Origin of the sequence: Microbacterium sp. 22195, assembly GCF_052056515.1 — a bacterium.
Classification (GTDB): domain Bacteria; phylum Actinomycetota; class Actinomycetes; order Actinomycetales; family Microbacteriaceae; genus Microbacterium.
The window spans coordinates 155,056-178,668 of the sequence record NZ_JBQEPE010000001.1 but is presented as its reverse complement, the minus strand read 5'-3'; the positions used below and the strand labels follow the sequence as shown (position 1 = coordinate 178,668).

The 23,613-nt window shown below is 68.9% G+C and carries 23 protein-coding genes; 3 read left to right on the top strand and 20 right to left on the bottom strand.

Annotated elements, in window-relative coordinates:
* Window positions 1–2 precede the first annotated feature (2 nt).
* The gene (locus ACTJJ4_RS00885; RefSeq protein WP_440941628.1) at window positions 3–218 is read left to right on the top strand and encodes a hypothetical protein; all 216 of its coding nucleotides are present in this window, start codon (window positions 3–5) and stop codon (window positions 216–218) included.
* A 98-nt stretch (window positions 219–316) separates the two neighbouring features.
* Here ACTJJ4_RS00885 and ACTJJ4_RS00880 read toward each other — a convergent pair whose 3' ends face one another.
* The 6 genes from ACTJJ4_RS00880 to tdh all read right to left on the bottom strand — a co-directional run bounded on the left by ACTJJ4_RS00880 (window position 317) and on the right by tdh (window position 4,716).
* Window positions 317–538 (bottom strand): hypothetical protein, encoded by a 222-nt coding sequence (locus ACTJJ4_RS00880; RefSeq protein WP_440941627.1) that lies wholly within the window; start codon window positions 536–538, stop codon window positions 317–319.
* 2 nt (window positions 539–540) lie between these two features.
* Entirely contained in the window at window positions 541–1,149 is a 609-nt protein-coding gene (locus ACTJJ4_RS00875; protein ID WP_440941626.1) for an ArsR/SmtB family transcription factor, read from the bottom strand.
* Between the two features lie 87 nt (window positions 1,150–1,236).
* Window positions 1,237–1,536 carry a hypothetical protein gene (locus ACTJJ4_RS00870; protein ID WP_440941625.1) on the bottom strand — a complete coding sequence of 100 codons (300 nt, stop codon included), beginning with the start codon at window positions 1,534–1,536 and terminating at the stop codon, window positions 1,237–1,239.
* A gap of 125 nt (window positions 1,537–1,661) precedes the next feature.
* Window positions 1,662–2,459, bottom strand: coding sequence for a hypothetical protein (locus ACTJJ4_RS00865; RefSeq protein WP_440941624.1), 798 nt, complete (start codon window positions 2,457–2,459; stop codon window positions 1,662–1,664).
* Between the two features lie 25 nt (window positions 2,460–2,484).
* A complete protein-coding gene (locus ACTJJ4_RS00860) occupies window positions 2,485–3,663 on the bottom strand; it encodes a glycine C-acetyltransferase (RefSeq protein WP_440941623.1) in 1,179 nt (392 codons plus the stop codon).
* A gap of 9 nt (window positions 3,664–3,672) precedes the next feature.
* Window positions 3,673–4,716, bottom strand: coding sequence for an L-threonine 3-dehydrogenase (tdh, locus tag ACTJJ4_RS00855; protein ID WP_292698420.1), 1,044 nt, complete (start codon window positions 4,714–4,716; stop codon window positions 3,673–3,675).
* Between the two features lie 87 nt (window positions 4,717–4,803).
* Here tdh and ACTJJ4_RS00850 point away from each other — a divergent pair, with 87 nt between their 5' ends.
* Window positions 4,804–5,712, top strand: coding sequence for a LysR family transcriptional regulator (locus ACTJJ4_RS00850; protein ID WP_440941622.1), 909 nt, complete (start codon window positions 4,804–4,806; stop codon window positions 5,710–5,712).
* 64 nt (window positions 5,713–5,776) lie between these two features.
* Here ACTJJ4_RS00850 and ACTJJ4_RS00845 read toward each other — a convergent pair whose 3' ends face one another.
* Genes ACTJJ4_RS00845 through ACTJJ4_RS00820 form a run of 6 tightly spaced genes read right to left on the bottom strand, consistent with a single transcriptional unit; the run spans window position 5,777 to window position 13,560 of the window.
* Window positions 5,777–7,366, bottom strand: a complete 1,590-nt coding sequence (locus ACTJJ4_RS00845; RefSeq protein ID WP_440941621.1) for an ABC transporter substrate-binding protein — start codon at window positions 7,364–7,366, stop codon at window positions 5,777–5,779.
* Window positions 7,366–8,418, bottom strand: a complete 1,053-nt coding sequence (locus ACTJJ4_RS00840) for an ABC transporter ATP-binding protein (RefSeq protein ID WP_440941620.1) — start codon at window positions 8,416–8,418, stop codon at window positions 7,366–7,368. The genes ACTJJ4_RS00845 and ACTJJ4_RS00840 overlap by 1 nt, the downstream gene beginning before the upstream one ends.
* The gene (locus tag ACTJJ4_RS00835) at window positions 8,399–9,397 is read right to left on the bottom strand and encodes an ABC transporter ATP-binding protein (RefSeq protein ID WP_440941619.1); all 999 of its coding nucleotides are present in this window, start codon (window positions 9,395–9,397) and stop codon (window positions 8,399–8,401) included. The genes ACTJJ4_RS00840 and ACTJJ4_RS00835 overlap by 20 nt, the downstream gene beginning before the upstream one ends.
* Window positions 9,394–10,284 carry an ABC transporter permease gene (locus ACTJJ4_RS00830; protein ID WP_440941618.1) on the bottom strand — a complete coding sequence of 297 codons (891 nt, stop codon included), beginning with the start codon at window positions 10,282–10,284 and terminating at the stop codon, window positions 9,394–9,396. Before ACTJJ4_RS00830 ends, ACTJJ4_RS00835 begins: the two co-directional genes overlap by 4 nt.
* Window positions 10,277–11,206, bottom strand: coding sequence for an ABC transporter permease (locus tag ACTJJ4_RS00825; RefSeq protein ID WP_440941617.1), 930 nt, complete (start codon window positions 11,204–11,206; stop codon window positions 10,277–10,279). The genes ACTJJ4_RS00830 and ACTJJ4_RS00825 overlap by 8 nt, the downstream gene beginning before the upstream one ends.
* A complete protein-coding gene (locus ACTJJ4_RS00820; protein ID WP_440941616.1) occupies window positions 11,206–13,560 on the bottom strand; it encodes an ROK family protein in 2,355 nt (784 codons plus the stop codon). Before ACTJJ4_RS00820 ends, ACTJJ4_RS00825 begins: the two co-directional genes overlap by 1 nt.
* A 129-nt stretch (window positions 13,561–13,689) precedes the next feature.
* Here ACTJJ4_RS00820 and ACTJJ4_RS00815 point away from each other — a divergent pair, with 129 nt between their 5' ends.
* Window positions 13,690–15,741: a M3 family metallopeptidase gene (locus ACTJJ4_RS00815; protein ID WP_440941615.1), complete on the top strand. Its 2,052-nt coding sequence runs from the start codon at window positions 13,690–13,692 to the stop codon at window positions 15,739–15,741.
* A gap of 92 nt (window positions 15,742–15,833) precedes the next feature.
* On the opposite strand, the gene clpX is transcribed toward ACTJJ4_RS00815, so the two are convergent.
* From clpX to ACTJJ4_RS00775, 8 genes are all read right to left on the bottom strand, one after another.
* Complete coding sequence (clpX, locus tag ACTJJ4_RS00810; RefSeq protein WP_285630238.1) at window positions 15,834–17,102, bottom strand: ATP-dependent Clp protease ATP-binding subunit ClpX; 1,269 nt, start codon at window positions 17,100–17,102, stop codon at window positions 15,834–15,836.
* 152 nt (window positions 17,103–17,254) lie between these two features.
* Window positions 17,255–18,106: an aldehyde dehydrogenase family protein gene (locus ACTJJ4_RS00805; protein ID WP_440941614.1), complete on the bottom strand. Its 852-nt coding sequence runs from the start codon at window positions 18,104–18,106 to the stop codon at window positions 17,255–17,257.
* Window positions 18,103–19,596: an aldehyde dehydrogenase family protein gene (locus ACTJJ4_RS00800; RefSeq protein WP_440941613.1), complete on the bottom strand. Its 1,494-nt coding sequence runs from the start codon at window positions 19,594–19,596 to the stop codon at window positions 18,103–18,105. Before ACTJJ4_RS00800 ends, ACTJJ4_RS00805 begins: the two co-directional genes overlap by 4 nt.
* Before the next feature lie 10 nt (window positions 19,597–19,606).
* Window positions 19,607–20,608, bottom strand: coding sequence for a deoxyribose-phosphate aldolase (gene deoC / locus ACTJJ4_RS00795; protein WP_292698176.1), 1,002 nt, complete (start codon window positions 20,606–20,608; stop codon window positions 19,607–19,609).
* Window positions 20,605–21,540, bottom strand: a complete 936-nt coding sequence (locus tag ACTJJ4_RS00790) for a sugar-binding transcriptional regulator (protein ID WP_292698174.1) — start codon at window positions 21,538–21,540, stop codon at window positions 20,605–20,607. The genes deoC and ACTJJ4_RS00790 overlap by 4 nt, the downstream gene beginning before the upstream one ends.
* Window positions 21,541–21,696: 156 nt before the next feature.
* Complete coding sequence (locus ACTJJ4_RS00785; RefSeq protein WP_292698172.1) at window positions 21,697–22,338, bottom strand: ATP-dependent Clp protease proteolytic subunit; 642 nt, start codon at window positions 22,336–22,338, stop codon at window positions 21,697–21,699.
* A gap of 15 nt (window positions 22,339–22,353) precedes the next feature.
* A complete protein-coding gene (locus tag ACTJJ4_RS00780; protein WP_285630226.1) occupies window positions 22,354–22,992 on the bottom strand; it encodes an ATP-dependent Clp protease proteolytic subunit in 639 nt (212 codons plus the stop codon).
* Between the two features lie 40 nt (window positions 22,993–23,032).
* The gene (locus ACTJJ4_RS00775) at window positions 23,033–23,536 is read right to left on the bottom strand and encodes a tetratricopeptide repeat protein (protein WP_292698169.1); all 504 of its coding nucleotides are present in this window, start codon (window positions 23,534–23,536) and stop codon (window positions 23,033–23,035) included.
* Window positions 23,537–23,613 lie beyond the last annotated feature (77 nt).

Genomic DNA, 23,613 nt, shown 5'->3' with positions numbered 1-23,613 from the left:
TCATGCAGCTCGGAACGCGGTGGGCGACCGGGGCGGAGCCGCCGGCATCCGTCCCCGCCGAGCTGCGCCCCACGATCGCCGAGGTCGAGGCGCGCGGCCTGGCCGGTCACTGGACCCTGACCTGGCTGGAGGGCCGCCCCCTCGCCGAGCTGGATGCCGGGTGGGAGGTCCTGCTCACGGCATCCGGCGAGGTCATCGCCAGGCCGTTCGAGGACTGATCGCTCACACCCCGTTTCACCGCCGAGACCCCGGCCTGCAGACGTCTGCAGGCCGGGGTCTCGACGACAGTACGGGGTCTCGGCGATGGTGCGAGGCGTCAGCGGCGCGGGCGCGAGCCGATCGCGAGCAGCGCGCAGTCGAGGGCGCGGGGGTCCTGCCTGCGGGCCTGCTGCTCACGCAGCATGTCGAGTGCGATCTCCCTGCGCTCCGCGCGCAGCAGGCGGCGGTTCTCGGTGTACGCGGTGATGGCGTCGGCGATCTTCAGCAGAGCGCGCTCGGCGGTCGTGGGTGAAGCGAGGTGAAGCGTTGCGGCGGTCATGATCACTCCTGATTCGTCGTGTCGCGGCTGCTCGCCGCGGGAAGGTCGAAGATCTCGGCGCGCAGTGAGACGCGTCGGGTTCCCGGCATGCCCTCCTGGCCGCGATAGCGCTCGATGGCGGCGTCGACCGTGTCGGAGAGCTCCTGCTTGAGCTCGGTCATCTGCTCGGGGGTGAGATCGAGCATCGTGGTCATCACGAGCCCGGCATCCCGCCATTCCTCGGGCTGGTCCGAGATGGACCGGTTGAGGTAGTCCATCAGCGTCTGATGGCGCAGACGGAAGAACTCCGAGGTGACGATCTGCGCCGCCGCCCGGTTGGCGGGCGACATCTTCTCATCGGGACCGGGCAGGTTGATGCGCCCCTTCGGACGCTCCCACCACCGCTCGCGCGCGGTCCCCCGTCCCTCGACCTCGCGGATGAGATCCTTCGCGGCCAGCGCCCGCAGGTGATAGCTGGTGGCGCCGGAGGTCTCGCCGATCAGGGCCGCGAGACTGCTCGCGGTCTGCGGACCGCGCTCGCTGAGCAGATCGTAGATGCGCACACGCAGCGGATGCGCGAGCGCCTTGAGCGCTCCCGCATCGAGCGTCCGTCCCTCTTCATGCTCCGTCATAGATGCAAAGATACTCTTGCAAATATTTCTTTGCAAGGATTTCTTTGCAGAGTTTTCTCGGCACCGGGGTTCCGGGCAGGCCGTCCCTCAGCGGATGCTCGCGCGAGGAGGAACGTCACCCTGCCACGACAGCCGGAACTCCCAGGGGCCGCGCCGCAGCACACGGACGCCGTCCGGCGCCGTCTCCCGCGCGGCATCCACGGGAGTCGCCTCGAAGACCGGGCCTCCCGCGCTCTGCTGCCAGGTGCGCAGCCGCTCCGCCATCCGTTCGGCGAGAACAGGGCCATCGGACCCGAACGATCTCACGAAGACGTCGACGCCATCGCCGGCCAGACGATGATCGATCACCGCGAGGCCGTCGTCCGCGAGCCAGACCGGTGTCCTCATCCACGATGCTCCGGGGAATCCGTTCGCCTTGCTCCGTGATGCGCTGCGGATCGAACCTGCGCGCTCCGATCCGCACAGCAGTCGCAGGAAGAGAGGCAGATACTCAGATCCCATGATCTGATGCGTCACGGCACCGGACGCCTCCCCCTCCCGCGACAGCACCGAGGCCAGCCATTCTGCGTCCAGATCACGATGGGAGCGAGAACGACATCGTCGCTCCGGATCTCCTCGGGCTCGTCGCCCTCTGCACCCGCTCCGCGCGCGCCGACGAATCCGCCGCCGAACGAGGTCCTGCCGATCAGCCTGTTGCCGTCCCATTCGAGCGCCCAGCCGCATCCGACGCCGCAGATGCTCATCGGCGCGACCACTCGACCGCCTGGAGGCAGCGCGTCAGGCAACCAGGCGGGGAGCGTCCAGGTGTCGACGGTGAACTCGACCAGATCGAAAGAGCCCGCCGCGATCGCCGTCCCCGCCTCCCAGGCGTCGATGCGATCCACTCGCACCGGCACGGGCGTGGGGTGCCGCCCCAGCGAGGCTCGAGCGCGCTCGACGACCCGCTCGTCGATGTCCACCGTCCAGACGGATCCGCGCGGCGCGACCATCTCGGCCAGCAGCGCGGCGTTCGAACCCCCGGAACCGATCTCGAGCACGTCCTCACCGGGCAGAGGCGCGGCGACCTCGAGCATCAGCGCCTGCATCGAAGGAGCAGAGACAGTGCTGACCTTGACGCCGTCATCCTCCGCGACGGTATGCGTGCGATCCGCGTAGACCTCCTCGAGCGGCACGTCCGGGACGAATGCCGTGCGTCTCACTCGCTCGAACGCGCTCCGCACCCGTTCTGAGCGGATGCTCCCCTGCTCGGTCAGCTGATCGATCAGTCCTCGTCGCGCGGTGATCTCGGCATCCATGATCCGATCATGCACGGAGGCTCCGACATACCCCTCAGGCTCAGTCCACCGCTGCGCGCGCCGCGACGAAGGCGGCCACGCAGCGCTCCACCTGCTCCGGCGTGTGCGCCGCGGAGAGCTGCACGCGGATGCGGGCGAGACCACGCGGCACCACCGGGAAGCTGAACGCCGTGACGTACACGCCGTGCGCCTGCATCGCCTTCGCGATCCGCGCGGTGAGCGCGGCGTCGCCGAACATCACGGGCACGATCGGGTGCTCCCCCGGCTGCAGGTCGAAGCCCTCCTCCGTCATCCGCCTGCGGAACAGCGCGGCGTTCTCACGAAGGCGCGCGCGCAGATCGGCGGAGCCCTCCACCAGGTCCAGCGCGGTGAGCGTGCCCGCGACGATCGCCGGGGCGAGGGTGTTCGAGAACAGGTACGGACGCGAGCGCTGGCGCAGCAGCGCCACGATGTCGCGGTGCGAGGCGACGTAGCCGCCGGATGCCCCGCCCAGCGCCTTGCCGAAGGTGCCGGTGTAGATGTCGACGCGGTCCGACACCCCGCACAGCTCGGGAGTGCCACGGCCGTTCTCGCCGATGAAGCCCACCGCGTGCGAGTCGTCCACGAACACCAGGGCGTCGTACTTCTCCGCGAGGTCGCAGATCTCGGGCAGCTTGGCGATGTAGCCGTCCATCGAGAACACGCCGTCGGTCACGATCACGCGGAAGCGGGCATCCGCGGCATCCTTCAGCTGCTGCTCGAGATCCGCCATGTCGCTGTTGCGATAGCGGAACCGGCGGGCCTTGGACAGGCGGATGCCGTCGATGATCGAGGCGTGGTTCAGCTCGTCCGAGATGATGGCGTCCTCTGCGCCGAACAGGGTCTCGAAGACGCCCCCGTTCGCGTCGAAGCACGAGGAGTACAGGATGGCGTCGTCGGTGCCGAGGAACGCCGACAGGCGCCGCTCGAGCTCGAGGTGCTGCTCCTGCGTGCCGCAGATGAAGCGCACGCTGGCCATGCCGTAGCCCCACTCGTCGAGCGCGCTCTTGGCGGCATCCACGATGCGAGGGTCGTCGGCGAGGCCGAGGTAGTTGTTGGCGCAGAAGTTCAGCACCTCGGTGCCGTCGGCGGTGATCTCGGCGCTCTGGGGGCCGCGGATGCCGCGCTCGCGCTTGGTGAGCCCGGCCTCCTCGATGCCGGCCAGCTCTGCGGCCACGTGGTCCTTGAAAGTCGTGTACATCTCGGTTCCTTACAGCTCGGTCCAGTCGAGGATGATCTTGCCGGTGCCGGCGGATGCCGCGGCGGCGAAGCCCTTCTCCCAGTCGCGCGCCGGGATGACCTCGGCGATGACGCGGCTGATCGAGTCGCGCAGCACGGCACTTGTCTGCAGCATGGCCCCCATGGCGTTCCAGGTCTCGAACATCTCGCGGCCGTAGATGCCCTTGATGGTGAGCATGTGCGTGACCAGCTTGCCCCAGTCGATGTCGAATCCGGCGCTGGGCAGGCCGAGCATGGCGATCCGGCCGCCGTGGTTCATGTTGTCGATCATGGCGGGCAGCGCACTCGGGGCACCGCTCATCTCGAAGCCGATGTCGAACCCCTCGCGCATGCCGAGGGCGGTCTGCGCCTCGCGGATGTCGTGCTGGGAGACGTCGATGGCCTGGTCGGCGCCCATGGTCAGCGCCATCTCCAGGCGCGGGCCGCTGACGTCGGTCGCCGTGATGAAGCGTGCTCCGGCGTGCCGGGCGACGGCGATCGACATCAGCCCGATCGGACCGCAGCCGGTGACCAGCACGTCCTCGCCGACGAGCGGGTACGTCAGCGCGGTGTGCACGGCGTTGCCGAGCGGGTCGAAGATCGCGCCGAGCTCGGGAGTCACGTCGTCGTGGTGCACCCAGACGTTGGTCGCGGGCAGTGACACGTACTCGGCGAACGCGCCGTCGCGCTGCACACCCAGACCGATGGTGCGGATGCACATGTGCCGGCGGCCGGCGCGGCAGTTGCGGCACGTGCCGCAGACGATGTGCCCCTCGCCGGACACCCGGTCCCCGACCTTGATGTCGCGCACCAGCGGACCGATCTCGACGACCTCGCCGTAGAACTCGTGGCCGGGGGTGAGCGGGGCGTTCACGGCGGACGCCGCCCAATCGTCCCAGCGGAGGATGTGCAGATCGGTGCCGCAGATGCCGGTGCGCAGCACCCGGATGACGACCTCGTCAGCTCCTGCGGTGGGGTCCGGACGGTCGACGAGCTCGAGGCCGGCGGCGGCCGCCGGCTTGAAAAGGGCCTTCATACTTCGATGAGACCGCATCCGAACATGAAGATCAATCGCCACTCTCTGGACAATTGATGAAGATCGTCTTCATGATTGACTGGAACCATGAACCTGCAGCAGCTCCAGATCCTGCGTGAGCTCGGCGCGCTGGGCAGCGTCACCGCCGTGGCCGAGGCGCTGCGCGTCTCGCCGTCCGCTGTCTCGCAGCAGCTCGCAGCGCTGCAGCGCGGCTTCACGACCCCGCTCACGCGGAAGCAGGGCCGGACGCTGGTGCTGACGCCCGCCGGCGAGGTTCTCGCCGACGCCGGCGCGACGGCGCTCGACGCGATGGCCGCCGCGCGCACCGCAGTGGACCGCTTCGAGGCAGCGCCGTCGGGCGTGGTGACGGTGAGCGGGTTCCTCAGCGCTGCGCAGGCGCTGTTCGGCCCGCTCGTGCGCGAGCTCGGCACCGGCGACGACGCGCCCACGATCCGGTTCACCGACGAGGACGTGGCCCAGAGCGAGTTCCCCGCGCTCACCGCACGCTACGACCTGGTGCTCGCGCACCGCATGGAGCACAGCGCGCCGTGGCCGCGCAGCGGAATCCGCTCCGTGCCCCTGGCGACCGAACCGCTCGACGTCGCGCTCGCCACCTCGCATCCTCTCGCCGGCAGGGATTCGCTGACGCCCGAGCAGGTGGTGGGAGAGCGCTGGGTCACCAGCCGCACCGGCTACTCCCCCGACGACGTGCTGCGCACCATCTCGGCCGTCACCAACCGGCCCGTCGAGATCGTGCACCGCATCAACGACTACGGCGTCGCGGCCGCAGTGATCTCCGCCGGCGGCGTGGTCGGGATGCTGCCGCGCTACACCTCGGTCGCGGCCGGCGTCACCGGCGTGGTGCGCCTGCCGCTCGACGGCGTCAGCACCAACCGCATGATCGACGTGCTGGCACGCCCGGAGAACCTGCACCGTCGGTCGGTGCGCCTGGTCGCCGAGGCGCTCGAGCGGGTGATGGCGGCGCTGGCCGCCTGAACGTGCGGGAGGGCCGGGACGGAGGTGCTCCGTCCCGGCCCTCCCCGGATCCGCCGTCAGCGGGTCACTTCCCGCAGGTGACCTGCGTGCGGTAGATCTGCATGTCGCCTCCGGCCGCGTGCGGGGTCACGCACTCGGTGTGGGCGATGTACATCACCTGCTGGTACAGGGGCTGGATCACCTGGTCGGCGAGGATGCGGTCCTCCGCCTTCTGCCAGAGGGCGTCGGACTCCTCCTGGGTCGGCGCGGCGAGTGCGCCGTCGACGGCGGCCTGACCCTCCGCGTCCGTGTACTGCAGGCGGTAGTTCGCGTCGACGTACACCGATGCGATCCACTCCGACGCAGCCGGGAAGGACGAGCCCCAGAGCTGGATGACGGGGCCGTCCAGCTTGTAGGAGTTGATCGTCTCCGATAGCGCGGCAGACGGCACCGGCTTCGGCTCGACCTCGAGCCCGATCTCCTTCGCGGAGTTGGAGACCGCCAGTGCGGTCGCGGCATCCGTCGTGTTCTCGGAGGAGTAGTTCAGCGGGATGCTGCCGGTGAAGCCCGACTTCGCGATGAGCGCCTTCGCGGCAGCCGGGTCGAACGTGCAGTACTGCCCGCAGGCATCCTCACGGTAGGCGGACACCGAGTTCGGCATCAGCGAGCCCGCCGGGACGGTGGCGTCCTTGAACAGGTCCTTCGAGATGCTCGCGCGGTCGACGATCATCGAGAACGCCTGACGCACCTCGAGCGGATACGTCTTGTCGAGGTAGGTCGGCCAGGTGAAGTACGTCTCCAGCGTGTTGCGGTCGATCGCGGTCAGGCCCTTCTCGCCGAGGGAGTTCCGGCCCTGGGCGATGAGCCCCGGCGGCAGGCTGCGGAGCACGTCGGCGTTGCCCGCGACCACGTCCTGGTACGCGGTGTTCGTGTCGGTGTACACGCGGAACGTGATCTGGTCGGCGGCGCCCTTCGGAACCCAGCCCTTGTACTTCGGATCCCTCTTCAGCACGGCCTCGACCTGCGGGTCCAGCTTCTCGAGCGTGTACACGCCGTTGCCGATCGGCTTCTTGTCATAGGCGACCGGGTCGGCGAACGCGCTCTCGGGCATCGGACAGAACGCCAGCTGCGAGAGGATGTACGGCACGTCGTTGTTCGGCGTCTTCATCTCGATCGTGAACGTGTGCTCGTCCTCGAGCCTGATGCCCGAGAACTCCGTGGCGGTGGCCTCGCCCTCGGCGGGGTTCAGCTCGTCGTAGCCCTTGATCGGACCGTACGCGTAGTTCGAGGGCATCCCGTTCTTGCCTGCACCGACGAAGTTGAAGGTGTCGACATAGGTCTTCGCGGTGATCGGCGTGCCATCCGAGAAGGTGTGGCCGTCCGCGACCTTCACCGTCCAGTGCACCTGGTCCTCGCTCTCGAGCGACTCGGCACCGCGCATGAAGACCTTTCCGTCCTCCTCGATGCCCGTCAGCGGCTCGCAGAGCGCCATGGCGATCTGGCTTCCGGGGTTCTGCGCGCCGGTGATGCGGCCGATCTCGCCGTTGTTGACGGCGACGAAGGACGTCTTGCCATCGCCGGCGTCGGCGGTCTGACCGAGACATCCGGTCAGCATCGTCGCGCACGCTGCGGCGGCGACGATGCCGACCGCGATGCGGCTGGTGGTGCTTTTCATCAGGTGTTCCTTTCGGATGGGGAGGGTGAGGCGGAGATCGTGGAGACCATGCCGACACGGGACAGGGTGATCTGCGCCGCGAGATGGCAGGATGCCCGGTGCTCGGGCCGTCCGCCCGGGACGGCGTCGAGAGCCGGGACGTCGGTGGCGCACCGTTCGATCGCCGCATAGCAGCGGGTGTGGAACGGGCAGCCGGGCGGCGGGTCGATCGGCGAGGGCGGATCGCCTTCGAGCACGACGCGCTCCAGGCGCTCGTTCGGCGCCAGCTTGCGGGGAATGGCGGAGAGCAGCGCCCGGGTGTAGGGGTGGGCGGTGGCGCCGTACACGTCGTCGCAGTCGCCCTGCTCGACGACCTTGCCCAGGTACATCGTGACGATGCGATCGGACATGTGCTGCACGACGTCGAGGTCGTGCGCGATGAAGATGATCGACAGACCGAGTTCGCGTTTCAGCCGGTTCAGCAGGTTCAGCACCTGCGCGCGCACGGAGATGTCCAGCGCGGACACCGGCTCGTCGCACACCAGCAGCTTCGGCTCGACCGCCAGGGCCCGGGCGATGCCGATGCGCTGGAGCTGCCCGCCGGAGAACTCGTGCGGGTAGCGATGCGCGTGGTCGGGGTTCAGACCCACCTGCGCGAGCAGCTCCTCGACCCGCGCCGCCACATTCGATGCGGGCAGAAGCCGGTGCGTGGTGATCCCCTCCGCGATCGACTGGCCGACCGAACGGCGCGGATCGAGAGACGCGTGCGGATCCTGGAACACCATCTGCACCTGGCGGTGCAGCAGAGACTTCCGGTCGGAGTGCGACATCGCCGAGACGTCGGCTCCGTTCCAGCGCACCGTGCCCTCGCTGGGCGCCTCCAGCCCGCAGATGATGCGGGCGAGCGTGGACTTGCCGCACCCGGACTCCCCCACCAGGCCGACGGTCTCGCCCTCCTCGACGGTGAAGTCGACGCCGTCCACCGCACGCACCTGGCCGTGCGCACCACGGGAGAACATCGTGTGCTTCTGCTTGTAGAAGCGCCGCACCGACTCAAGCTCCAAGAGCGACATCGGCGATCACCTCCTGCTTGTGGTGGCAGGCCGCTGCCCGCTCCGGGGCGAACACGTCGAGCAGCGGCAGCTCGGTGCGGCACTCGGCCGTCGCATACCCGCAGCGCGGGTTGAAGCTGCAGCCGGGCGGGCGCTGCGCGATGTCCGGCGGCAGCCCCTGGATGGTGGGCAGATCGCCGCCCCGGTGCGCGGCGCTCGGGATGGAGCCGAGCAGGCCCTTCGTGTACGGGTGCGCCGGGTTGTCGAACATCGGCCCGATCGGCCCCGATTCGGCGACACGACCCGCGTACATCACCAGTGCGCGGTCGGCGAGCTGGCCGGCGACGCCCAGGTCGTGCGTGATCATCAGAAGGGCCATCCGGCGCTCCTGCGTGATCTCGCCGAGCAGCTCCAGGATCTGGGCCTGCACGGTGGCGTCCAGCGCGGTGGTCGGCTCGTCCGCGATGAGGATGTCGGGATCCAGGGCCAGCGCCATCGCGATCATGATGCGCTGGCGCATCCCACCCGAGAACTGGAAGGGGTAGTCGTCCGCGCGGTTCGCGGCATCCGGGATGCGCACGGCGCGCATCATGTCGACCGCAGCCTCATGCGCCAGCTTCTTCGGCATGCCACGGTGCACTCGGTAGAGCTCCGCGATCTGCGTGGACACCGTCTGGACGGGGTTCAGGGCGCTCAGCGCATCCTGGAACACCATCGCGATGCGCGCTCCCTGCACCTTGCGCATCCTCGCGGCGGGCAGGGTCAGCAGATCGTCGCCCTCGAACAGGATTCGTCCGCCGGTGATGTGCGAGGCGGGCTTGGGCAGAATTCCCATGATCGCCTTCGCGGTGATGCTCTTGCCGGACCCGGACTCGCCGAGCACGGCCAGCGTCTCGCCGCGGTCCAGCGAGAAGCTGACGTCCTGCAGCGCCGCGATCGGCGGGCCGCCGGGCGAGCGGAACTCGAGGGACAGGTTCTGGACTTCCAGCAGGGCGGTCATCGGCGGGCCTTCGGGTCGAGGGCGTCGCGCAGGCTCTCACCCAGCACCACGAAGGCGAGCGTGGTGAGGCCCAGCATCAGCGTCGGGAAGAACATCAGCAGCGGAGCGATCTGCCAGTTGCCGTCCTGGCTCGCCAGGGCGATCTGGATGCCCCAGGAGAACGCCGGCAGCTTCAGCCCGACACCGAGGATCGAGAATCCCGCCTCTGCGGCCATGCCGGCTCCGACCGAGAGCGTCGTCATCACGATCAGAGGCGTGACGGCGTTCGGGATCACATGCGAGCGCAGGATGCGCCACGGCCCGACGCCCAGGCCGCGGGCGGCCTGGATGTACTCCAGATTGCGCACTTGCATGACGGAGCTGCGCATGTACCGCATGGTCGCCGCCCAGCTGAACAGCACCAGCACGAACACGATGGTCCACACCGTGCGGGACCGGAACTGGTACAGGATGACCAGGCTGGCGATGCCGACGGGGATGCCGAGGATGACGTTCGACGTCCAGGAGATGATCGAATCCGTGACCCCGCCGAAGTAGCCGGCGAGCGATCCTGCGATCAGGGCGATGACGAAGGAGATCGCGGCCGTGTAGACGCCGACCTCGAGCGACGTGCGCGCACCGTGGACGATGTTCGACCAGTAGTCGCAACCCTGGATGTCGAAGCCCATCGGGTGTCCGGGCGCCGGCCCCACGCGCGACATGGACAGATCGCAGTCGCGCGGATCGATGGTCGTGAACAGGCTCGGGAAGAGCGCCATCAGCGTGACGACGGCGATGATCAGTGCGGCGATGTCGAAGAACGGGCTCTTCCACAGGCTGCGCAGCCCGCTTCGCGGACGACTGCGTCGGCGGTGGCCGACGATGAGCGAGGTGGTGGACTCAGACATGACGCACCCTCGGGTCGATGATCGGGTAGAGCAGGTCCACGATCAGCGCGGCGACCAGGTAGAACAGCAGCAGGAACACCGAGACGCCCACGACCACCGGGCCGTTCTGCGTGTCGATGGCCCGCGCCAGTGTGCCGCCGAGGCCGGGGAGGTTGAAGATCGTCTCGATGAGGACCGATCCGCCCAGCAGCGCCGCCATGCTCAGACCGAGATAGGTGACCACCGGCATGAACGCGTTGCGCAGCGCGTGCACCCACATGATGCGCTGCGGGCCGATCCCCTTCGCCGTCGCCGTGACGATGTAGTCCGATCGCAGCACGTCGACGAGGCTGGTGCGGCTCAGGCGCGCCAGGGGCGAAGCGGTCTCGAGCGCGAGCACCATGGCGGGCATGATGAACGCCAGCGGGAACCCGGCTCTCACGCCTGAGATCGGCAGCCAGTGCAGTTTGATGCCGAACACGTACTGCGAGAAGTACGCGATGATGAACCCGGGGACGGCCAGGAAGAAGATCGTGAAGAACAGGTTGAACCTGTCCGGGAACCTGCCCTGCCGCAGACCCGCCCAGACTCCCAGGCACACGCCGATGACGAGCTTCAGCACGAAGGCCGAGAGCGCGAGCACCACGGTGTAGGGCAGCGCGGTCGCGATCAGGGTCGAGACCGAATTGCCGTTGAAGTCGTGCCCGAAGTCGCCGTGCAGCACTCCCCAGAGGTACTTCGCGTACTGCACGAAGAAGGGATCGTCGAGGTTGTACTGCGCGCGGATCGCTGCGATGGTCGAGTCCGACAGCCGCTTCTCACCCCCGGCGAGCCGGGCCACCGGGTCGCCGGGGATGAGGAAGACCAGCAGATAGACGAGGAGCGTCGACCCGATCAGGGTCGGCACCATCATCAGGATGCGCCGCAGCGCGTAGCGGAGCATCAGTCCCCGACCGGTGTGCGGGCCGGCTGATGCGCCGCGTAGTACTCGAGCATCTCGTCGCTCAGCCGAGGGATCTCGAAGGGCTCGGAGTGGGAGCGGATCGACAGCGCGCCGCCGATGCCGGCGGCGACCGCGTCGCGCGCGGCCACAGGGCTGGTGTCCGTCGGCGCGCCGGTGCGGACGAACTCGACGAACTCCGCGACCGTGAGCGGGTCCGCACCGCCGTGACCCCCGTCGCCGCCGTCCTCGATCGGGTAGCGCACGTGCCCCTTCTCGAGGTAGTCGCTGCGGGCGTTCCAGAGCCGGATCTCGCCACCGGCGTCGTCGTCGAAGTTCTCGATGCGCCCCTCGGTGCCGATCACCGTGTAGTTGCGCCAGTAGTCCGGCGTGAAGTGGCACTGCTGGTAGCTCATGAGCACGCCGGAATCGGTGCGCATCATGATCATCGAGATGTCCTCGACATCGATGACGGGGTTGAGGTCCTGCTGGGATGCCGGGGGCCAGTTCTGCATCGAGAACCAATCGCCCATCCGGCGGTCGGAGTTGTCGCGGCGGGAGGTGACGTCCCCGTACACCGCGAGGTCGCCCACGCCGACGACGGACCGTGTGGAGGTGCCCGCGATCCAGTGCATCACGTCGATGTCGTGCGCGCCCTTCTGCAGCAGCAGGCTCATGGCCTTGTCGCGCTCGGCGTGCCAGTCCTTGAAGTAGTAGTCGCCACCGTGGCCGACGAAGTGCCGGCACCAGATCGCCTTGACCTCGCCGATCTCGCCGCGGTCGACGATATCCTTCATCATGCGCACCACCTGCATGTGGCGCATGTTGTGACCGACGTAGACCTTGGTGCCGGTGCGGTACGCGGTCTCGAGGATCCGATCGGCATCCTCGATCGAGATCGCGAGGGGCTTCTCGATGTACGACGGGACGCCCGCCTCGAGCAGTTCGATCGCGACCTCGGCGTGCGTGAAGTCCGGGGTGGTGATGAACGCGCCGTCGATCTCGATGCCGGAGGCCAGCAGTTCGGCGACGGAGGCGAACACCGGGATGTCACCGAACAGGCGCGCGGCGCGCTCATGCGTGCGGGGGTCGGGATCCACCGCGGCCACGACCGTGCCGCCTACCTCCTTCACGTGAAGCGCGAGACCGACGCGAGCGCCGACTCCGATCGCTGCAGCACGGAAGGGAGCCTGCTCCGAGGCGGTGTCGGTGGTCATCTTTTCGTTCTCCGGTTCGATTGCGATGACGGGCGCCGGAACTTCCGGAACCCCGTAGATGCGGGTCGAGTGCTTCTCGAAGGCGAGCCCGAGGGCGCCGAGCGCCGCGGCATCCGCCCCCAGCTCGCCTCCGCGGATGATGCGCGTGCCGGTGTCGATGCCGGTCACCGCCGCGCGGATGCCCTCGGCGAGCGGGCCCGCGATGAGGTCGGCGAACTCACCGAGCTCTCCGCCGAGCACGATGACATCGGGGTCGGCGGTGAGCAGCAGAGCGGCCATTGCCGGGGTCATGGCGGCGCTGAGGGACTCGAGCGCGGCGAGGCCGCGCAGGTCGGCCGGGTCGTCGCGCAGCAGACGCAGCTCCGCCGCCACGCGCGGGACCGCGTCGAGGAGCGCGCCGTCGGGCACGGCGACGTCGCTGAACGCGCGGAGCAGGCCCACCTCGCCGGCGCGTCCGCGCCGGCCACGCAGCACCTGACCCGAGGCGGTGACCCGAGCGGACACATGGTGCCAGGTCAGGGCGTACACGCCGGTCTCCGCGTCGGTCAGGGCGCCGCCGCGGGACTCGGCCTCGGCCGCGAGGGACAGGTCGTTGTCGACGACGACGGGGGCGCCGAAGTGGTCGCTGAACATCGCGGCCAGGTCGCGCCCGTTCCAGCTCGTGACCTGCGGGGCCGAGATCAGGATGCCGTTCTCGTCGATGAGCCCCGCAGCGGCGATGCCGATGGCGGCGACGTCCGACTGCCGCCGCCCGATCCGCTCCAGGGTCTGCTGCAGCAGCGTGCGCACGGGGGCGAGTGAGGGCTGGTCCGTGGTGGGCGAGGCGACCTCCGACTCCTGGCGCCCCAGCACGCGGCCGGTCCGATCCGCGACGATCAGGCGCACGGCGCTGCGCGTCAGGTCGATCCCGACGACGACGGGTGATCCGGCGACCGGCGAGAACGTGCGGGCGGGCCGTCCGGCGGCGGCGCGCGCCTCGTGCTCGATCGCCAACCCGGATTCGGTCATGGCTGTGAGGGCCGCTGTGACGGTCGGCCGGGACAGGCCGGTGCTCTCGGCGAGGTCGGTGATGGTGGCGCGTTCCAGGTCGCGCAGGCTGGCGAGGCACTGCGCGACGAGCTTCACGTCGATCGCGGACATCGTCGGACCCTTCTCCATTGAAGACACTTTTTAATCGACTTTCATAACCGCTTACGAAAGTGCTTTCATCATTGTGGGGCTCAGGCGGCCGGCTGTCAAACCTCGCGCAGCACCCCCTAGGCTCGAGGGATGACCGAGGCCACGAACCCGCTGCTGTCCCCCTCCGCGCTCCCCTACGGACTGCCCGACTACGCGGCGATCCGCCCGGAGCACTACCTGCCGGCATTCCGCCAGGCGTTCGAGGAGCAGCTGCGCGAGGTCCGGGCGATCACGGTGGTGCGCTCGATGCCGACCTTCGAGAACACGCTGGTCGCGCTGGAGCGGTCCGGTGAGCTGCTCGACCGCGTCGCGCACGCCTTCTACACCGTGAGCTCCGCCGATGCGACGCCCGAGATCCAGGCGATCGACGAGGAGCTGGCTCCGCTGATGGCCGCGCACGAGGACGCCATCCGCCTGGACTCGCAGCTCTACTGGCGCGTCTCGCAGGTGCACTCGCAGCTCGACGAGCTGGAGCTGGACGCCGAGCAGCGGTACCTCGTGCAGCGCCACTTCCGCGAGATGACGCACGCCGGCGCCGCACTCGACGATGAGGCCAAGGCGCGGCTCACGGAGCTCAACAAGCGTCTGTCCTCGCTCAGCACGGCGTTCGAGAAGAACCTGCTGAACGACACCAACGATCTCGCGGTGCTCTTCGACGACGCGTCGGAGCTCGACGGTCTGACCTCAGGCGAGCTGAGCGCGACCGCCCGTGCGGCAGCCGACCGCGGCGAGGACGGGAGGTTCCTGGTGGGCCTGCCGCTGTTCAGCGGCCACCCGTACCTGTCATCCCTGACCGTGCGCGAGAGCCGGCGGCGCATCCTCGAGGCATCCCTCTCCCGCGGATCTCGCGGGAACGCGAACGACAACGGCGCCGTGCTCACCGAGATCGTGCGGCTGCGCGCCGAACGCGCCGCACTGCTCGGGTATCCCTCGCACGCCGCCTACATCACCGCCGATGAGACGGCGGGGTCGCCGGATGCGGTCGAGCGGATGCTGCGCGATCTGGCCGCCCCGGCTGCGCGCAACGCCGCTCGTGAGGCCGAGGCCCTGCAGGACATCATCGACGCCACCGAGCCCGAGCCGTTCGCGCTGGAGGCGCACGACTGGGCGTTCTACACCGAGAAGGTGCGCCAGGCCCGTTACGAGATCGACACGGCGGCCCTGCGTCCGTGGTTCGAGGCGGAGCGGGTGCTGCGCGACGGCGTGTTCTTCGCCGCCGGCCAGCTGTACGGGGTGAGCTTCAACGAGCGCGAAGACCTGGTGGCCTACCACCCCGGTGCCCGGGTGTTCGAGGTGCACGATGCCGACGGGTCGGCCGTGGGCCTGTACGTGCTCGACCTCTACACGCGCGACTCCAAGCGCGGCGGCGCCTGGATGAACCCGATCGTGAGCCAGTCCGCCCTGCGCGGCACGCTGCCCGTGGTGGTCAACAACCTCAACGTCGCACAGCCAGGCGACGGCGATCCGACGCTGCTGACCCTCGACGAGGTGACGACGCTGTTCCACGAGTTCGGGCACGCGCTGCACGGACTGTTCGCCCGCGTGACCTACCCGCACTTCGCGGGCACCAACGTCTTCCGCGACTTCGTCGAGTTCCCCAGCCAGGTCAACGAGATGTGGATCCTGTGGAGCGAGGTGCTGGACAACTACGCCAAGCACTTCGAGACCGGCGAGCCGCTGGATGCCGCGATCGTCGAGCGCCTGCGCGCCACCGAGGCCTTCGACCAGGGACATGCGACCAGCGAGTACCTGGCGGCGGCGTGGCTGGACCAGGCCTGGCACAGCGTCACGGCCGGAGCCGAGATCGATGACGTCGCCACCTTCGAGGCGGCCGCTCTCTCGGACATCGGGCTGCTGAACCCGCTGGTGCCGACCCGGTATTCGTCGACGTACTTCGCGCACGTGTTCTCAGGCGGATACAGCGCGGGCTACTACTCGTACATCTGGAGCGAGGTGCTCGACGCCGACACGGTCGAGTGGTTCCGCTCGAACGGCGGGCTCACCCGGGCCAACGGCGACAGGTTCCGGCAGCGCCTGCTCGGCGTCGGCGGGTCGAAGGACCCGCTGGAGGCCTACCGCGACTTCCGCGGCCGGGATGCCGAGATCGCACCGCTGCTGAAGCGGCGCGGCCTGGACGGCTGAGCTGCCGGCCTGACTCGCAGAAGAGGCAGCTCCGCAGATCCTGGCCGGAATCCTGCGGAGCTGCGCGTCTCTGCGAGGTTGTGCAGCGAAGGTCAGGCGCTCTTGCGCTTACGGGAGAGCACCACGGTCGGGGCGGCGCCCTCCTCGACTGCGGCCTTGGTGACGATGACCTTGGTGACGTCCTCGGCCGAGGGGATCTCGAACATGATCGGTCCGAGCACATCCTCGAGGATCGCCCGCAGACCACGGGCTCCGGTCTTTCGCAGCACGGCCAGATCGGCGATCGAGCGCAGCGCGTCCTCTTCGAACTCGAGCTGCACGCCGTCGATCTCGAACATCCGCTGGTACTGCTTGACCAGGGCGTTGCGCGGGCCGGTGAGGATGTCGATCAGCGCATCCTGATCGAGCGGCGACACGGAGGTGACGACCGGCAGGCGGCCGATGAACTCGGGGATCAGGCCGAACTTGTGCAGGTCCTCGGGGAGCACCTCGCCGAAGAGATCGAGATCCTTGCCCTTGTCGTGCAGCGGGGCGCCGAAGCCGACGCCGTGCTTGCCGACGCGCGCGGAGATGATGTCCTCGAGCCCGGCGAAGGCGCCCGCGACGATGAACAGGACGTTCGTCGTGTCGATCTGCAGGAACTCCTGATGCGGGTGCTTGCGTCCGCCCTGCGGCGGCACGGATGCCACGGTGCCCTCGAGGATCTTCAGCAGCGCCTGCTGCACGCCCTCGCCCGAGACGTCACGGGTGATCGACGGGTTCTCGGCCTTGCGGGCGATCTTGTCGATCTCGTCGATGTAGATGATGCCGGTCTCGGCTCGCTTGACGTCGTAGTCGGCGGCCTGCAGCAGCTTGAGCAGGATGTTCTCGACATCCTCGCCGACGTAGCCGGCCTCGGTGAGCGCGGTGGCGTCCGCCACGGCGAACGGCACGTTCAGACGCTTGGCGAGGGTCTGCGCGAGGTAGGTCTTCCCGCAGCCGGTCGGGCCGAGCATGAGGATGTTGCTCTTGGCGACCTCGACCTCCTCGGCCTTCTGCTCGGCGGTCTGCAGAGTGCCACGGGCGCGCACGCGCTTGTAGTGGTTGTAGACGGCGACGGCGAGGGAGCGCTTCGCGAGCTCCTGGCCGACCACGTACTCCTCGAGGAAGGCGAAGATCTCACGGGGCTTGGGCAGTTCGAAGTCCGCGACCGGACCGCTGCCGGCCTCGGCCATGCGCTCCTCGATGATCTCGTTGCACAGCTCGACGCACTCGTCGCAGATGTACACGCCGGGGCCGGCGATCAGCTGCTGCACCTGCTTCTGGCTCTTTCCGCAGAATGAGCATTTGAACAGGTCGGCGCTCTCACCGATGCGTGCCATGCGCGTCCTCCTCGAAGCTGTGGATCAGGCGGGGGCTCTGATCCCGTCAATCGAGCCTAACCGCCCGCACCGACACCGGGGCGTATTGCCACGCATGCGAAGGGCCCGGTCCGCCGTGAGCGGAACCGGGCCCTCGAGCATCCGATCGGATGTCAGACCATGCTCTTCGTGTGCCACACCGTCTTGGTCTCGGTGAACGCCGTGATGCGGTCCAGGCTCTGCTCGACCACGCCGGGGCGCAGGACGCGCTTGAGCGTGTCGGCGGCAGCGATCTCGAGGTCGACCCAGTCCAGGTCTCCCGCGCCCGCCAGATCGATGGCGTTGACGTCGGCGTGCGAGGCGAGCCACGGCGTGATCTCCGCCGGCGATCCGGTGAGCACGTTGACGACTCCCCCGGGCACGTCACTGGTGGCGAGCACCTCGGCCAGGCTGATCGCCGAGAGCGGGAAGCGCTCGCTCGCGATCGCGATCACCGTGTTGCCGGTGACCAGCGCCGGCGCGATGACCGACACCAGCCCGAGCAGCGCGGAGTCCTGCGGGGCGACGATCGCGACCACGCCGGTGGGCTCGGGCACCGAGATGTTGAAGTACGGACCCGCGACCGGGTTGGCGTTGCCGCCCACCTGCGCGTACTTGTCGCACCAGCCGGCGTACCAGACCCACAGGTCCACAGCGGCATCCACCTGGGCACCCGCCGCAGCCGCGGAGATCCCCTCCTGGTTCACGATCTCGTCGACGAACTGGGCGCGGCGCCCCTCCAGGATCTCGGCGACCCGGTACAGCACCTGCCCGCGGTTGTACGCGGTGGCACTCGACCAGCCCTTCACCGCGCCGCGCGCGGCGACCACGGCATCCCTGGCGTCCTTGCGCGAGGCCTTGGCGGCGTTGGCGAGGAAGGCGCCCTTCGCGGAGACCACCTCGTAGGTGCGGCCCGACTCGCTGCGCGGGAACGCCCCGCCGATCGCGAGCTTGTAGGTCTTCGGTACGGTCAGTCGCTTGCTCATGCCGATGCTCCCTTCTTCGTTGCGCCGGCGGCGATCGCGCGGGTCTCTGCGGGCCCTGCGGACTTCAAGTACGCGGTCAGGCCGTGACGGCCGCCCTCGCGGCCGTAGCCGGATTCCTTGTAGCCGCCGAACGGGCTCGACGGATCGAAGCGGTTGAAGGTGTTCGCCCACACCACGCCGGCGCGCAGCCGGTCGGCGACGGCGAGGATGCGGGATCCCTTGTCGCTCCAGATGCCGGCCGACAGGCCGTAGGGCGTGTTGTTCGCCTTGGCGATCGCCTCGGCGGGCGTGCGGAAGGTGAGCACCGACAGCACCGGCCCGAAGATCTCGTCGCGGGCGATGCGGCTGGACGCCTCGACGCCGGTGAAGATCGTCGGGGCGAACCAGAACCCCTTCTCCGGAATGGCGCAGTCCGCGGTCCAGCGCTCCGCGCCCTCCGCCTCGCCGATGTCGCTGAGCTCGCGGATGCGGGCCAGCTGAGCGGCCGAGTTGATGGCGCCGATGTCGGTGTTCTTGTCGAGCGGATCTCCCAGGCGCAGCGTCGACAGGCGGTGCTTCAGCCGGTCGACGACCTCGTCGTGGATCGACTCCTGCACCAGCAGACGGCTGCCGGCGCAGCACACGTGACCCTGATTGAAGAAGATGCCGTTGACGATGCCCTCGACGGCCTGGTCGATGGGCGCGTCGTCGAACACGATGTTGGCGGCCTTGCCGCCCAGTTCGAGCGTGACGCGCTTGTCGGTGCCGGCGATCGCCCGGGCGATGTCGCGGCCGACGCCGGTCGAACCCGTGAACGCGACCTTGTCCACGTCGGGGTGGCGCACGAGCGTGGCGCCGGGGGCGCCCGCACCCGTGATGATGTTCACGACGCCCGCGGGCAGGTCGGCCTGCTGCAGGATCTCGGCGAAGATCAGCGCGGTCAGCGGCGTGGTCTCTGCGGGCTTCAGCACCACGGTGTTGCCCGCCGCGAGGGCCGGGGCGAGCTTCCACGCCAGCATGAGAAGCGGGAAGTTCCACGGGATGATCTGACCGGCGACGCCCAGCGCCTTCGGGTCGGCGCCCAGGCCTGCGTAGTCGAGCTTGTCCGCCCAGCCCGCGTAGTAGAAGAACCACGCGGCGACCAGGGGCACGTCGACGTCACGGCTCTCCTTGATCGGCTTGCCGTTGTCGAGGCTCTCCGCGACCGCCAGCTCACGGGCGCGCTCCTGAACGAGGCGCGCGATGCGGAACAGGTACTTGCCGCGGTCGCGGCCGCTCATCTTCGACCACACCCTGTCGTACGCGCGGCGCGCGGCGACGACGGCGCGGTCGACATCCTCATCGGATGCCGAGGCGATCTCGGCGATGCGGCTCTCGTCGGCGGGCGAGATGGTGTGGAAGGACGGGCCCGAGCCGTCGACGAACTCGCCGTCGATGAACAGCCCGTAGCTGTCCTTGAGCTTCAGGATCGCCTTGGATTCCGGAGCGGGAGCGTATTCCAGGAATGACATATGAGGCTCCTCAGTCGATGGTGACGTAGTCGGCACCGGAGTAGTGACCGGTGGTGATCTTCTGACGCTGCAGCAGCACGTCGTTGAGCAGGCTCGACGCGCCGAAGCGGAACAGGTGCGGCTGCAGCCACTGCTCGCCCGCGGTCTCGGCGACGGTGACGAGGTACTTGATCGCGTCCTTCGACGAGCGGATGCCGCCGGCGGGCTTCACGCCGATCTTCTCCCCCGTCGCCCGATGCCAGTCGCGCACGGTCTCGAGCATGAGCAGCGTGGTCGGCAGGGTCGCAGCGGGCTGCACCTTGCCGGTGGACGTCTTGATGAAGTCGCCTCCGGCGAGGATCGACAGCCACGACGCGCGCTTGATGTTGTCGTAGGTGTTCAGCTCGCCGGTCTCCATGATGACCTTGAGCGAGGCGTAGCTGCCGTCCTCCCGGCGGCACGCCTCCTTCACGCGGGCGATCTGGTCGAACACGAGCCCGTAGCGTCCCTCCAGGAACGCGCCGCGATCGATCACCATGTCGATCTCGTCGGCGCCCGCGGCCACGGCTTCCGCCGTGTCGGCCAGTTTGACCTCGATGGAGGCGCGTCCCGAGGGGAACGCGGTCGCGACGGCCGCGACGGAGATGCGCCCCTCGTCGGGGTCGCCGTGCAGGGATCCGAGCGCCTCCACGGCGTGACCGACCATGTCGCCGTACACGCAGACGGCGGCGACCCGCGGGGTCGTCGGATCGGAGGCATCCGGGGTCTTCGCCTTCGCGACCAGCGAGCGCACCTTGCCCGCGGTGTCGGCGCCCTCGAGGGTGGTGAGGTCGATCAGCGAGATGATCTTGTCCAGCGCCCAGGCCTTCGAGGTCGTCTTGATCGAGCGGGTGCCGAGGCCGGCAGCGCGCTGCTCCAGGCCAACGGCGTCCACGCCGGGCAGTCCGTGCAGGAACCGGCGCAGGGTGGCGTCGTCGGGCTCACCGCCCAGTACGTCGACCGCCGTGCGGCGGGCGAGCTCTGTGGTCGTCATATCTCCTCCAAGAGTGCAAGGGCAGTGGATTCGTCGGTCACCAGAACGCTGCAGAGGCCGTTGCTGACGACTGTACGCGCGATGTCGTGCTTGGCGGCGCCCGCGGTGACGAAGATGGATCGGGGCGCGCTGCGCACCTGGTCGAGGCCGACGCCGACGGTGCGGGCGTCGAGCTGCGGGTCGACGATATTGCCGTCCGCGTCGATGTAGCGGCCGAGCAGATCGCCCACCGCGCCGCGACGGGCGAGCTCGGCGATGTCGTCGGCCGACAGGTATCCGTTCTCGACATGAGCGGACGCCGGGTCGCACGGGCCCGCAGTGAACAGGAACGTGTTGGCATGCGCGGCCTGGTCGAGGATCGCCGCGACGGTGCGGTCGGCCTCGATCGCCTGCTTGGTCTCGACGCGCTCCAGGATCGCGGGGCTGGGCAGCAGCACCGCCTGTCCGGCGCCGCGCTGGGCGATGGTGACGGCGACGGATGCCGCGCCTCCCGAGCGCCGGTTCAGGCTCACGCCGCCGTTCGCCTGGACGACGGTGACTCCGCGCGTCCATCCCTCGGGCAGGGCGTCGGCGATCGCCGTGAGCGTGCGGCCCCAGCTGACGGCGAGGGTACGGGGAACGGGCCGGAGCGCGGTGAGCATGTCGGCGGCGGCACGGGCGACGCGTTCGAGGACGGCACCCTGATCGTCCGGCGCGGGCACGACCACCGCATCCTTCAGCCCGAACCGCTCGACGAGGGCGCGCTCGGCGCCGAGCCTGCGGGCACGCGGATGCACGATCTCGATGCGCACGATCCCCCGCTCGCGGGCCTGCACCAGCAGCCGCCCGACCTTCCAGCGCGAGATCCCCAGGAGGGCGCCGATCTCGTCCTGCGTCTTGTTCTCGTCGTACGAGAGCTCGGCGACTCGCACCATGAGCAGTTCGTCGTCCACGGCATCCTCCTTCCGCATCCCAGCTTAGGAGCTGACCGACGCACGCGCATCGATCTGCTCAGATGAGCACGGATGCTCTGCGCGGCTGCGCATCCGTGGGGACACGCGGAAGGGCGGCCCGGCATGATGCCGGACCGCCCTTCTGCGATGATGCGCTCAGCCGCGCTTGCGCGAGGTGAGCACCTGATCGACGATGCCGTACTCCTTGGCCTGCTCGGCCGAGAGGATGTTGTCACGATCGATGTCGCGGTTCACCTTGGCGACGTCCTGGCCGGTGTGCTTGGCCATGGTCTCCTCGAGCCAGGTGCGCATGCGGAGGATCTCCGCCGCCTGGATCTCGATGTCGGAGGCCTGACCCTGACCCGCCTCGCCCATCGCCGGCTGGTGCATCAGCACGCGGGCGTTGGGCAGAGCGAGGCGCTTGCCGGGAGCGCCGGCGGCCAGCAGCACGGATGCCGCGGATGCCGCCTGGCCCAGCACGACGGTCTGGATCTGCGGCGCCACGTACTGCATGGTGTCGTAGATCGCCGTCATGGCCGTGAAGGAGCCGCCGGGCGAGTTGATGTACATCGTGATGTCCCGCTCGGAATCCTGGCTCTCCAGGACCAGCAGCTGGGCCATCACATCGTCGGCCGAAGCGTCGTCGACCTGCACGCCGAGGAAGATCACGCGGTCCTCGAACAGCTTGTTGTACGGGTCCTGGCGCTTGAAGCCGTAGGCGGTGCGCTCCTCGAACTGAGGCAGCACGTAGCGGCTGGACGGGAGGTTGCCCGCGGCGCGGAAGGTGGGGGTGTACATGTGTGTCGTCCTGCCTTACTTGTCCGCGCCGGTTCCGCCACCGCCGTGCACGTCACTGGCGTGCTCGCGGATGTGGTCGACGAATCCGTACTCGAGTGCCTCGTCGGCGGTGAACCAGCGGTCGCGGTCACCGTCCTCGTTGATCTGCTCGACGGTCTTGCCGGTCTGCCCCGCGGTGATCTCGGCGAGACGCTGCTTCATCGAGAGGATCAGCTGCGCCTGCGTCTGGATGTCGCTGGCCGTGCCTCCGAAGCCGCCGTGCGGCTGGTGCAGCAGCACGCGCGCGTTCGGCGTGATGTAGCGCTTGCCCTTGGTGCCGCTGGTCAGCAGCAGCTGGCCCATCGACGCCGCCATGCCGATGCCGACCGTGACGATGTCGTTCGGCACGAACTGCATGGTGTCGTAGATGGCCATGCCCGCGGTGATCGAGCCGCCGGGCGAGTTGATGTAGAGGTAGATGTCCTTCTCGGGATCCTCGGCGGCGAGAAGGAGGATCTTCGCGCAGATCTCGTTCGCGTTCTCATCGCGCACCTCAGAGCCCAGCCAGATGATGCGATCCTTCAGCAGCCTGTCGAAGACGCTCGTCGCCATCAGGGGTTCAGCCATGTCAGCTCCTGTTTCCGTGTTTCGGTGATTCGAATCTACCGGCGACAACGCAGGCGCCCGGCCGTGTTCGCCCTGAGCACAGAGCGTGTCACTCGCCGCGCGGGTCCAGCAGCTCCGCGGCGTATCCGGTGACCGAGCGCGTGTACCGGCTCAGGTGCGGCGCGAGCGCGGTCAGCGCGACGGATGCCGCGCGCACGGGGTCGCCCGACGACGTCAGCGCCAGTGCGTAGAACGCCGCGGCCTCGTCGGCCATGGCGCCACCGCGGGTCGCGTCGTATTCCGCCCTGAGCATCGCGAGCGCCTCGTCGACCTTGCCGAGGTTGCGGATCGTGCTGGCGAGCTGGATCACGGTCCTGGTGCGTCGCACCGGATCGAGGCCGGCCTCGAGCGCGGCCCGGTAGAGCGGCTCGGCCTCCAGCTCCCGGCCGGCGCTGTCCCGGGCGCCGGCGCGCTCGAACAGCGCGACCGGGTGATCGGGGCCCAGCTCCTGAGCCAGGGCGTCGATCGCGTCGATCCGCGCGTCGTCGGTGAGGTCGGCGTCCTGCCATACGGCATCCACCCGGCTCTGCCAGTCGTCGCTCACTGCGGTCATGATTCCTCCCGGACACGGAGAAGGCGGATGCCTCAGCATCCGCCTTCTCTCAGATCTGATCGGCCTTCAGAGCCGAT

What these genes read in the sequence shown, in the direction of transcription:
- ACTJJ4_RS00850 (WP_440941622.1), top strand. Translation starts at nt 4,804, where the DNA reads ATGAACCTGCAGCAGCTCCAGATCCTGCGTGAGCTCGGCGCGCTGGGC.
- deoC (WP_292698176.1), bottom strand. Translation starts at nt 20,608, where the DNA reads ATGACGACCACAGAGCTCGCCCGCCGCACGGCGGTCGACGTACTGGGC.
- ACTJJ4_RS00885 (WP_440941628.1), top strand. Translation starts at nt 3, where the DNA reads ATGCAGCTCGGAACGCGGTGGGCGACCGGGGCGGAGCCGCCGGCATCC.
- ACTJJ4_RS00805 (WP_440941614.1), bottom strand. Translation starts at nt 18,106, where the DNA reads ATGAGCAAGCGACTGACCGTACCGAAGACCTACAAGCTCGCGATCGGC.
- ACTJJ4_RS00840 (WP_440941620.1), bottom strand. Translation starts at nt 8,418, where the DNA reads ATGTCGCTCTTGGAGCTTGAGTCGGTGCGGCGCTTCTACAAGCAGAAG.
- ACTJJ4_RS00785 (WP_292698172.1), bottom strand. Translation starts at nt 22,338, where the DNA reads ATGTACACCCCCACCTTCCGCGCCGCGGGCAACCTCCCGTCCAGCCGC.
- ACTJJ4_RS00835 (WP_440941619.1), bottom strand. Translation starts at nt 9,397, where the DNA reads ATGACCGCCCTGCTGGAAGTCCAGAACCTGTCCCTCGAGTTCCGCTCG.
- ACTJJ4_RS00800 (WP_440941613.1), bottom strand. Translation starts at nt 19,596, where the DNA reads ATGTCATTCCTGGAATACGCTCCCGCTCCGGAATCCAAGGCGATCCTG.
- clpX (WP_285630238.1), bottom strand. Translation starts at nt 17,102, where the DNA reads ATGGCACGCATCGGTGAGAGCGCCGACCTGTTCAAATGCTCATTCTGC.
- ACTJJ4_RS00860 (WP_440941623.1), bottom strand. Translation starts at nt 3,663, where the DNA reads ATGTACACGACTTTCAAGGACCACGTGGCCGCAGAGCTGGCCGGCATC.
- ACTJJ4_RS00775 (WP_292698169.1), bottom strand. Translation starts at nt 23,536, where the DNA reads ATGACCGCAGTGAGCGACGACTGGCAGAGCCGGGTGGATGCCGTATGG.
- tdh (WP_292698420.1), bottom strand. Translation starts at nt 4,716, where the DNA reads ATGAAGGCCCTTTTCAAGCCGGCGGCCGCCGCCGGCCTCGAGCTCGTC.
- ACTJJ4_RS00875 (WP_440941626.1), bottom strand. Translation starts at nt 1,149, where the DNA reads ATGACGGAGCATGAAGAGGGACGGACGCTCGATGCGGGAGCGCTCAAG.
- ACTJJ4_RS00820 (WP_440941616.1), bottom strand. Translation starts at nt 13,560, where the DNA reads ATGTCCGCGATCGACGTGAAGCTCGTCGCGCAGTGCCTCGCCAGCCTG.
- ACTJJ4_RS00870 (WP_440941625.1), bottom strand. Translation starts at nt 1,536, where the DNA reads ATGAGGACACCGGTCTGGCTCGCGGACGACGGCCTCGCGGTGATCGAT.
- ACTJJ4_RS00880 (WP_440941627.1), bottom strand. Translation starts at nt 538, where the DNA reads ATGACCGCCGCAACGCTTCACCTCGCTTCACCCACGACCGCCGAGCGC.
- ACTJJ4_RS00830 (WP_440941618.1), bottom strand. Translation starts at nt 10,284, where the DNA reads ATGTCTGAGTCCACCACCTCGCTCATCGTCGGCCACCGCCGACGCAGT.
- ACTJJ4_RS00845 (WP_440941621.1), bottom strand. Translation starts at nt 7,366, where the DNA reads ATGAAAAGCACCACCAGCCGCATCGCGGTCGGCATCGTCGCCGCCGCA.
- ACTJJ4_RS00815 (WP_440941615.1), top strand. Translation starts at nt 13,690, where the DNA reads ATGACCGAGGCCACGAACCCGCTGCTGTCCCCCTCCGCGCTCCCCTAC.
- ACTJJ4_RS00825 (WP_440941617.1), bottom strand. Translation starts at nt 11,206, where the DNA reads ATGCTCCGCTACGCGCTGCGGCGCATCCTGATGATGGTGCCGACCCTG.